Below are 383 nucleotides of genomic sequence, written 5' to 3'. Positions count from 1 at the left end.
ACAACATCCTGACAGCTAACGGAAGGTTTTTTCTTGTCAGACTTTTTGTCTGCTGTGGCACTCTCTAATACGTCAGTATTAGAGATATTATTTATATTATTGTTTATGGACAACCGTTGGACAACCGTTGGACAATCTCCGCTGAGATCCGCGCCATTACTGGTGTTTGCGTTGGACAACCGTTGGACAACCGTTGGACAATTTTTTGCCTGAAAATCGTCATATTTAACGATTGTAAACAGGCTAAATTTCTTCCCCATCGAGCAAATATTAAGCATCCCTTTCGACTCAAAAGTCCGTAATAAGCTCCGAACTTTGTTGTCGGGGATGAATGTTTCTCTGACCAGCGACGGGCGTCCAGTTATCATCTGACCGCGATCAAC

1 protein-coding gene is annotated in these 383 nt (G+C 43.1%); it reads right to left on the bottom strand.

Annotated elements, in window-relative coordinates; all coding sequences use genetic code 11:
* The coding region (locus tag EVJ33_RS15690; RefSeq protein ID WP_236634660.1) for a hypothetical protein at nucleotides 1-383 on the bottom strand (383 nt) is incomplete at both ends.

The organism is Exiguobacterium sp. SL-10 (assembly GCF_004337025.1).
GTDB lineage: Bacteria > Bacillota > Bacilli > Exiguobacteriales > Exiguobacteriaceae > Exiguobacterium.
Note: the sequence above shows the minus strand (reverse complement) of the source record. Positions and strands in the feature narration are given on the sequence as shown.